At 28.6% G+C, this 9,363-nt stretch carries 11 protein-coding genes; all 11 read left to right on the plus strand.

The window, feature by feature from the left end; all coding sequences use genetic code 11:
- A partial coding sequence (locus RWQ73_RS06920; RefSeq protein WP_399541126.1) for a signal recognition particle protein occupies positions 1-803 on the plus strand: 803 nt, incomplete at its 5' end.
- 8 nt (positions 804-811) lie between these two features.
- Positions 812-1,285 (plus strand): tRNA (uridine(34)/cytosine(34)/5-carboxymethylaminomethyluridine(34)-2'-O)-methyltransferase TrmL, encoded by a 474-nt coding sequence (gene trmL / locus RWQ73_RS06925; protein WP_314407583.1) that lies wholly within the window; start codon positions 812-814, stop codon positions 1,283-1,285.
- 194 nt (positions 1,286-1,479) lie between these two features.
- Entirely contained in the window at positions 1,480-1,953 is a 474-nt protein-coding gene (gene ybeY, locus RWQ73_RS06930) for an rRNA maturation RNase YbeY (protein WP_314407585.1), read from the plus strand.
- A gap of 2 nt (positions 1,954-1,955) precedes the next feature.
- Positions 1,956-2,864, plus strand: coding sequence for a GTPase Era (gene era / locus RWQ73_RS06935; protein WP_314407587.1), 909 nt, complete (start codon positions 1,956-1,958; stop codon positions 2,862-2,864).
- Positions 2,848-3,579, plus strand: coding sequence for a DNA repair protein RecO (locus RWQ73_RS06940; RefSeq protein ID WP_314407589.1), 732 nt, complete (start codon positions 2,848-2,850; stop codon positions 3,577-3,579). Before era ends, RWQ73_RS06940 begins: the two co-directional genes overlap by 17 nt.
- A 14-nt stretch (positions 3,580-3,593) precedes the next feature.
- Entirely contained in the window at positions 3,594-4,388 is a 795-nt protein-coding gene (racE, locus tag RWQ73_RS06945) for a glutamate racemase (protein WP_314407591.1), read from the plus strand.
- A gap of 10 nt (positions 4,389-4,398) precedes the next feature.
- On the plus strand, positions 4,399-4,983 hold the full coding sequence (locus RWQ73_RS06950) for an XTP/dITP diphosphatase (RefSeq protein WP_314407593.1): 585 nt from the start codon (positions 4,399-4,401) through the stop codon (positions 4,981-4,983).
- On the plus strand, positions 4,973-5,185 hold the full coding sequence (locus tag RWQ73_RS06955) for a ferredoxin (RefSeq protein ID WP_314407595.1): 213 nt from the start codon (positions 4,973-4,975) through the stop codon (positions 5,183-5,185). The genes RWQ73_RS06950 and RWQ73_RS06955 overlap by 11 nt, the downstream gene beginning before the upstream one ends.
- Before the next feature lie 202 nt (positions 5,186-5,387).
- Entirely contained in the window at positions 5,388-7,502 is a 2,115-nt protein-coding gene (locus RWQ73_RS06960; protein ID WP_399541131.1) for a DNA translocase FtsK, read from the plus strand.
- Positions 7,503-7,566: 64 nt separating this feature from the next.
- Positions 7,567-8,505: a hypothetical protein gene (locus RWQ73_RS06965; RefSeq protein ID WP_314407599.1), complete on the plus strand. Its 939-nt coding sequence runs from the start codon at positions 7,567-7,569 to the stop codon at positions 8,503-8,505.
- A gap of 123 nt (positions 8,506-8,628) precedes the next feature.
- Entirely contained in the window at positions 8,629-9,198 is a 570-nt protein-coding gene (gene pgsA, locus RWQ73_RS06970; RefSeq protein ID WP_314407601.1) for a CDP-diacylglycerol--glycerol-3-phosphate 3-phosphatidyltransferase, read from the plus strand.
- The last annotated feature ends 165 nt before the right edge of the window (positions 9,199-9,363 follow it).

Below are 9,363 nucleotides of genomic sequence, written 5' to 3' on the forward strand. Positions count from 1 at the left end.
ATGTAATTATTGATACTGCAGGACGTCTTCACATTGATGAATTATTAATGGATGAGTTAAAAAATATTAAGGCCGCAACAACACCAGATGAGATACTATTAGTCGTTGACGCTATGATTGGACAAGAAGCAGTAAATATTGCTACTTCTTTTGATGAACAATTAGATATTACTGGTTTAGTACTTACTAAATTAGATGGAGATACACGTGGTGGTGCTGCATTATCTATTAAATCTATTACAGGAAAACCTATTAAATTAGTTGGTATGGGTGAAAAAATGAATGACTTAGAGTTGTTCCACCCTGAACGTATGGCATCACGTATCTTAGGTATGGGTGATGTACTTACACTAATAGAAAAAGCTCAAGCGTCAATAGACGAAGATGAAGCAAAAAAAATGCAAGAAAAAATTCTAAATCAAAGTTTTACTTTTGAGGATTTTCTAATTCAATTAGAACAAGTAAAAAAACTTGGAAGTCTTAAAGATATACTTGGGATGATTCCAGGTATGGGTAAACTTAAAAATATGAATTTAGATGCAGTTGATGAAAAACAATTTGTCTACATTGAGGCAATTATTAAATCGATGACTATTGAAGAAAGACAAAATCCTGATATTATTAGCGTTCCACGTAGAAAACGTATTGCACAAGGTAGTGGACGTCCTATAAATGAAGTTCATAAGCTTATCAAACAGTTTGAAGAAATGAGAAAAATGATGAAGCAATTTGGCGGGCTTATGAATGATAAATCTAAGAGAAAGGGTCTTGGAAGAATGTTTGGCGGCAAGCTTCCATTCTAAGATAATTTATGAATAATATAGTTTTATTCCAACCAGAAATTCCTGCTAACACAGGGAACATTGCTCGAACTTGTGTTGGTACTAATACAAGGCTACACTTAATTAGACCGTTAGGTTTTTCAATTGATGATAAACATGTTAAAAGAGCAGGTTTAGATTATTGGGATAATTTAGATTTAGTTGTGTGGGATAGTTTTGATGAATTTTTGAAAGCTACAAATGATAAGAATTATTTTTTAATAACTAAATTTGGTTCGAAAAATTACTGTGATTTTGATTTTTCAAATGAAAATAATGAAGATATTTACTTTATTTTCGGAAGAGAGACAAAAGGATTACCAAAAGATTTTAGAGAAAAATATAGTGAACAAGCATTGCGTATCCCAATGAGTGAGAATGTTCGCTCATTAAACTTGTCGAATACTGCTGCCTTAATAATTTATGAAGCGTTAAGACAACAAAATTTTAATAAATTACAGTAATTTGCGGAGTATTTTGAGTTATCCGAAAAGGTGTGTAAAAAACACATAAATGCTGAGAATTATAGATATCAAATTTTTAAAAATAAGCTTTTAGATATCTAATAAATTTTCGGAGTTGTGACTGAATATAGATTTCTTCGAAATCACAATTTTTAAATTACTACCGTTTTATAAGAATTTAAAAGGAGAAAAACATGACATTTGTTGATATTATAGATGATAATAACTTAGTTGAAGACAACACTAAAGATATGTTACTAAAATTATTGGAATGTGCTGCCGAGTATGAAAATGTTGATACTGAAATTACTGAGATGTCATTGTCTTTTGTAACTAAAGATGAAATACAAGAAATTAATCGTGATTATAGAGGCAAGGATGTTCCTACTGATGTTATTTCTTTTGCACTAAATGATGAAGTTGAAGATGAAATTGATATTGTCGGTCTTGAAGATGAGATTAATTCAATTGGAGATGTAATTATCTGTGTTGATATTGCACATGAACAGGCTAAGGAGTATGAACATAGTTTCGATAGAGAAATAGGTTTTCTTGCTGTCCATGGATTTCTACATTTATTAGGTTATGATCACATGACTGAAGAAGATGAAAAAGAAATGTTTAGTAAACAAGATGAAATTTTAGAGAAATTTGGTTTAAGGAGATAAGCATGTTTGAAGAACAAATTAAAACAGGATTTGTCACAATTATAGGTAGACCTAATGCCGGTAAATCAACGCTATTAAATAACATATTACAACAAAAAATTGCAATTATGTCTGATAAACCACAAACTACTAGAAATATTATTAATGGTGTTTATACAGACAGTGATTCTCAAATTGTATTTATAGATACACCTGGTATTCATAAACCAAAACATAGACTAGGTGATTATATGATGAAACTTGCTAGTAGTGCAATACAAGAGTCAGAGATAGTATATTTAATCATTAATGCTAGTGAGAAATTTGGACCTGGAGATCAACATCTAATAAATATTGTTAAGGAGTTAAAAGTTCCAACATTCCTATTAATTAATAAAATCGATTTAATTTCACCTGAACAATTAATTCAAATAATTGAATTTTACAAAGATTTGTATGATTTTGTGGAAATAATTCCTATTTCAGCCCTTAAGTCAATTAACGTAGATAATTTACTAAATACAACAAAAAAATATTTACAACCAAGTTATAAAATGTATCCTGATGATGTAATAACCGATTCACCTGAATATTTTGTAATCTCGGAATTTATACGAGAAAAAGTACTGCAATTAACAGAACAAGAAATTCCACATTCTATTGCCGTTGTTATAGATCGAATTGAAAAAGAAGCAGGTAAGAAGAAAAATATTATTGCAACAATTGTTGTTGAAAGAAAATCTCAAAAAGGTATGATTATTGGTAAACAAGGTAAAATGATTAAAGAAATAGGCTCAAGAGCTAGAAAAGATATCGAAGTTCTTTTAGGTGAGAAAGTATTTTTAGAACTTTGGGTTAAAGTTATTGATAATTGGAGATCAAAACCAAATCAAATTCGAGATTTAGGTTATAGGGATGATATCTTTGACTAATAGAAATTTCATAACAGGAATAATTATTAAAAAAATAAGATATAGAGATTATCATGAAATACTACATGTATTGACAGAACATGGTAATATAGAGAGTTTCTTTTATGAGAATGTACATAAAAGTAAAAAGAAAATAAAAGTTAGCACACCTTATGAAGTATCAATAAATTTCTTTCCTACAAATGGTATGAATAAAATAACAAATTTAGAAATTGAAAATACATATACCACTATAGTTTATGATATTTTGAAAAATAGTTATGTATCGAATATGTTAGAGTATGCTAACTTAATTAATGATAGTTCTATTAATATGTATAAATTATTAAAATTATGCTTGGTTAATATAGAGAACGGTATTTCTGAAAAACTTGTTTTGATTTATTATTTATGTCAAATATTAAAAGAACAAGGTTTTATGTTTAAATATCAAAAGACAGAGTATATCTATATTGGTTATAGTTTTTTAAAAAGTAGTTTTGTTGATAAATTTAACATAGATCAGAGTATATTTGGGTTAAATGATGCTTTAGTAAAGCTGACATATTATATGACTGTTAAAAATATAAACTTTTTAGAAGGTTTAGAAATTGATAATAAAGATTTACTTCGTCTATTTTCCTTTTTAAATGTTGTATTTAAAGAATTCATAGGAATAGAAACTAAATCTTATACTAAAATATTAGAACTTGAAGAAATGCTTAGTTCTAATTAAGAAAGAGGCTTTATATGAATAATGCAATAGGAGTATTTGATAGTGGAGTAGGGGGTTTAACAGTTGCTCGTGAAATTATGAGGCAATTACCTAACGAAACTATTTATTATTTCGGAGATGTTAAAAACTGTCCTTATGGAGATAAAAATAAGGAAGAGATAATAGTAAATACGGATAGAGCAGTAAAATTCTTGATAGATAAGGGGGTTAAGATGGTTGTCTTGGCGTGTAATACGGCAACGGCAGCTGCCCTTGAATATTTACAAAACAAATATGACGTTCCTATAATAGGGGTTGTTCAACCAGGTGCAAGACGTGCTATTCAAGCAACAGAAAATAATAAAGTACTTGTATTAGGAACAAAATTTACAGCAAATTCAAAAGTTTATGATCTAGAAATAGAAAATATAAATTCTGATATTGTTGTCTTTGATAAAGCTTGTCCAATGTTTGTACCATTTATTGAGACAGAAGGTAATCTTGATAAAGAGGCAACACGACGAATGATTAAAGAAACATTAGAAAATACGAATACTTTAGGTGTCGATACTGTAGTTTTAGGTTGCACACACTATCCAATATTAAAAAAAGATATTGAAGAATACTATGGAAATAATATTAAGGTTATATCTTCTGGTAGAGAAGCAGCGCGAGAAGTAAGTACAGTATTAGGATATGCAAAACTTCATCAGAAGAAGGTTAATAAAAAAGATCATAAATTTTTCATCTCACAACATAGTGATAATTTTAATAATATTGCTTCTAAATGGTTAAATAAAGAAATCAATGCAGAAGTTGTTGAAATATAGGAGAAAATAAATGAAAGAATTAATATTAGCATCTAATAACGCTCATAAAGTGGAAGAGATTAAAAGTATTTTAGATGATTATAAAATTTTAACACTTAAAGATATTGGATATTATGAAGATATAATTGAAGATGGTACTACATTTGAGGAAAATGCTTTAATAAAAGCAAGAACTATAGCAAAACATTCTGGTAAAGCTGCAATTGCTGATGATAGTGGACTGAGTGTAGCTCTTTTAGATGGAAGACCGGGTGTTTATTCTGCAAGATATTCAGTAGAACAAACTGATGAAAAAAATATTGAAAAAGTTTTAGCAGAATTAAATGGTGAAAAATCTGAAGCTAAATTTGTTTCTGTAATAGCTCTTGTTAAACCAGATGGTACTGAAATAACTTTTAGAGGAGAATGTCACGGTGAAATAATATTTGAGAAAAGGGGAAATAATGGATTCGGTTATGATCCAATCTTTTATGTACCAAGTTTAGAAAAAACATTCGCCGAATTAACTTCAGAACAAAAGAATAGTATCAGCCATAGGAAAGAGTCTTTAGATAAATTTTCAAAGTATTTGAAAGAAGAAGATTATGAAAACTAAAATAATTCGAGAAGATTGTATTGCGTGTGGTAATTGTAATGCTATATGTCCAGATGTCTATGATTATGATGAGGATGGAATTGCTTATTGTATTGTAGATAATAATGAAATGAGAGATGAAATTTTAGAAAAGTATCATAGTTTAGTTCTCGAAGCGCAAGAAAACTGTCCTACAGAGGCAGTATATGTAGAAGAAGACTAGAAAGGAGAGAAGATTGAGCAATAAAAAATCAAAAAGCACTAAAAAAACTACAAAAAATAAAAAAAATAATAAAGTCATTAGTAAGAAGGCTCCGTCAAAAAAATCTTCAAAAAATAATGTAATTCCTATATTGACTAAGGAAACATATAGAGGCTTATATTTTGTAATTTCTGTTCTTATAGTAGTACTATCTATTTTACAAATGGGCTTTATTGGGAAATTTTTTGATTCATTATTTAAATATTTATTTGGTAGTTTTAGCTATATTCTTTATATAATTATAATAGCAACTCCGATATATTATATTATTAATAAAAAAGTTAAGACACCTGTTATTGTTACAACATTATTTGTGTTAATTGATTTATTATTTCAATTAATTTATGTAGGAAATAATGATAGTAATTATATAAGTTTCAATGATATATATAATAACATGGTAACAAAGTTTGGTGGTGGATTATTTTCATATTATCCTATAAAATTGTTAATTTATTTATTATCATATTACGGATCATTACTTGTTATTATTTCAGCAATAATTACTGTTATTTTCTTATACTTCAATATAAATCATAGAACATTTGTTTTAAAACTGAAGTATTATATTGTTAACGCTTTTGATAAAAATGAATATGTAGAAGATACAACAGAATTTTATGAAGACGATATTATCTATGATGAATATTCTACTGTTGATATTGAACAAGAAAATTCAAATGAGAAAAGATATAATAATATTAAAGACAAAGATTTAGTAGTTGATATTAGAGAATTTAAAGAAGACGAAGTAAATGATGATGAGCAATTCATCCAAAAACCTACAAGAAAACAAAAGAAATCTAGAATAAATAATAGTGAAATTGAAGAAGTTACAAATGATTTAAAATCAGAAGAATCATATGATAATTACCAACTTCCTCCGGTTACATTGTTAAATAATCCAGTGAAAAAACAAACTATTACAAAAGGGGATGTTGTTGAGAAATCAAAAATCCTTCAAAGTACTTTTAATAACTTTGGTATAGAAGTCAAGATTGTTAAGGCGATAGTTGGACCATCGATTACTCAATTCCAAATATTACCGACTCCTGGAACAAAGGTAAGTAAAATTGTAAATTTAAGTAATGATATTGCATTGAATTTAGCAGCTAAAGATGTACGTATAGAAGCTCCGATACCAGGTAAATCACTAATTGGTATTGAAATTCCTAATACTGTAAATGAATTAGTTACAATGAAAGAAGTATTTGTTAATGATGAAGATAATTCTCCGTTATCTGTCGCATTAGGTAAGGATGTATCAGGAGAATCAATGTTTACAAGAATCGATAAAACACCACATTTACTAATAGCTGGATCTACAGGAAGTGGTAAATCTGTGTGTGTTAATACTATTATTACTAGTATCTTATTAAAAAATAGGCCAGATAAAGTTAAATTAATTATGATTGACCCAAAAATGGTAGAATTATCTATTTATGATGGTATACCACATCTTCTTACTTCGGTAGTTACAGATCCAATAAAAGCCGCAGATGTACTTCATAAAGTAGTGCTAGAGATGGAAAATAGGTATAGAGAGTTTGCTAGAGCTCGTGTTAGAAATATGGAAGGTTATAACAAAATTGCAGCAAAAGATCCTGATTATAAAGAACTGCCGTACATAGTTGTTATAATTGACGAGTTAGCTGATTTAATGATGGTATCATCTAAAGAAGTTGAGGAATCAATTGCTCGTATAGCACAAAAAGCTCGTGCTGCAGGAATACATATGATAATAGCCACACAAAGACCATCAGTAGACGTAATAACTGGGGTAATTAAAACAAATATCCCATCAAGAATAGCATTTGCTGTAAGTTCAAGTATTGACTCAAGAACAATATTAGATAAATCAGGTGCCGAAACATTATTAGGAAAAGGTGATATGCTTTATTTATCTGCTGATTCGAGTAAACCAGTACGTATTCAAGGTGCGTTCCTTTCAGATGAGGAAGTAGAAAAAGTAGTTGATTATGTTAAAAGTCAATCTGAGGCTCAGTATGATCCTAACATGACCCCAAGTGAAGTAAGTTCACAAGGAGGGGTTTCATCAGATGATGAAGTGGATCCATTATATAAAGAAGTATTATTATTTATTGCAAAAACCCAAAAAGCATCCGCATCATTATTACAAAGAAGATTTAAAATTGGTTATAATAGGGCTGCTCGAATAATAGATATGTTAGAGGAAGATGGATATATTGGACCAGTTGATGGAAGTAAACCTAGAAAAGTATTCTTAGAAAAAGAGTTTGCAGAAGATTACGAGTAAATAAGTTTACATATTATAAATTATGTAAACCATAAAACTATAAAGAGAAAAGAGGTATTTAAAATTGAAAAAGAATAAAAAATTATTAGTTGGATTACTTAGCGTAGTAATCATGTCAGTAATTGGTTTATCTGCTTATGCTTATCAAAAGTATCAGATTGCACCAAATAAATTTATTATAAATAAAAGTAAATCAAAACTTGAAAAAATTATTACCGAAAGTAAAAGTAAGTTTGATAAAGAAAATGATTTTAATAAAAAGCTAAATGTACTTAAAGAGTTACAAGGTTATAAAGATGAAGTTGCAGCTGAAAATAAAGATAAAGTAAGAAATGATTTTGAAAAAACAGTTAAAGAAATGCGTGAAAAACTTAGTAATGATTTGAAAGATAAAATTAATAAGTTAACATTAAATGATGCAGATAAAAAAGATAATGCAAAAGTTGAGAAAGCTAAAAAAGAATTATCTGATTTACAATCTTTAATCAATGAAAATAAAAACGTATTATTTGAAAAACAAAGAGATTTAAATGAAATTTTAGAGGTATTAACAAAAGCTTTAACTAATGTTGGAAGTCAAGTTTCTCAAGAAACTAAGCAAAATATTGAACGTGGTAGAACTGATAGTAATGCACCAGTTGCAAATACAAATAATAATACAAATAACAATAATAGTAATTCTAATGCTACAAATAATACTAGACGAGATAATTCAAATACTAATAGTAATAGTAATAATAGTAATTCTAACGCTAATAACACTAACAACAGTAACACAAACACAAATGCAAATACGAATACAAGTAATACTAATACGAATAGTAACTCAAATTCAACGCCAACTCCAGCACCAGCAGAAACGCCAGCTGCACCGGCAAATCCAACGCCAACTCCAGCACCAGCAGAAACGCCAGCTGCACCGGCAAACCCAACGCCAACTCCTACACCAGCAGAAACACCAGCTGCACCGGCAAATCCTGCTCCTAGTGCGCCTGGCGCATAATAAAAATGAAAAATATGGGATAATAAATTTTATCCTGTATTTTTTATTGTAGCAAATTATAGAATATGATATAATTATTAATGAATTAATTTTATATTTATGTAAGAAGGGTAAGTAATAATAATGAATCTACCAAATAAAATAACTTTATTTAGAACAATATTAATACCTGTATTTATAATTTTTTTACTAGTAGACATGGGAGGAAGTATTTCTATTCTTGGAGGAAGAGAAATAACAATAAATATTTTCATAGCTGCTTTAATATTTATCTTTGCTTCATTAACTGATTTTATTGATGGATATTTGGCAAGAAAGTATAATTTAGTAACTAATATGGGGAAATTTTTAGATCCTTTGGCTGATAAGCTTTTAGTAGGAAGTGCCTTTATAGTTATGGTTGAATTAGGTTTAATGCATAGCTGGATGGTAGTTGTTGTAATTGCAAGAGAATTTGCTGTTACAGGTCTTAGACTACTTGCAGTTGAAAGAGGAGAAGTGATACCTGCCGGTATTTTAGGTAAACTTAAAACTATTAGCCAACTTATTGCTATTATCTTAATATTACTAGGTAATCCTATATTTAACTCAATTGGTTTCCAATTAGACTATATACTATTGTGGATTTCAGTGATTCTAACAATTTTATCAGGTATAGAGTACTTTAAGAATTCATTACATGTATTTAAATAATGTTAGTGATAGGACTTATCCTATCCTAGCATTTTTATTTTTTGAGAGGTTTTTTATAAATGAATAATATATTGAGAGATGGGCTGTCCCAAAAGTTCTAAATTTTAAGAAAATTCATATGAGAACACATAGACGCAGTGGTTTATTGATATCTAAATTCGCTTT

The organism is uncultured Gemella sp. (assembly GCF_963525875.1).
In the GTDB taxonomy this organism is placed as follows: Bacteria; Bacillota; Bacilli; order Staphylococcales; family Gemellaceae; genus Gemella.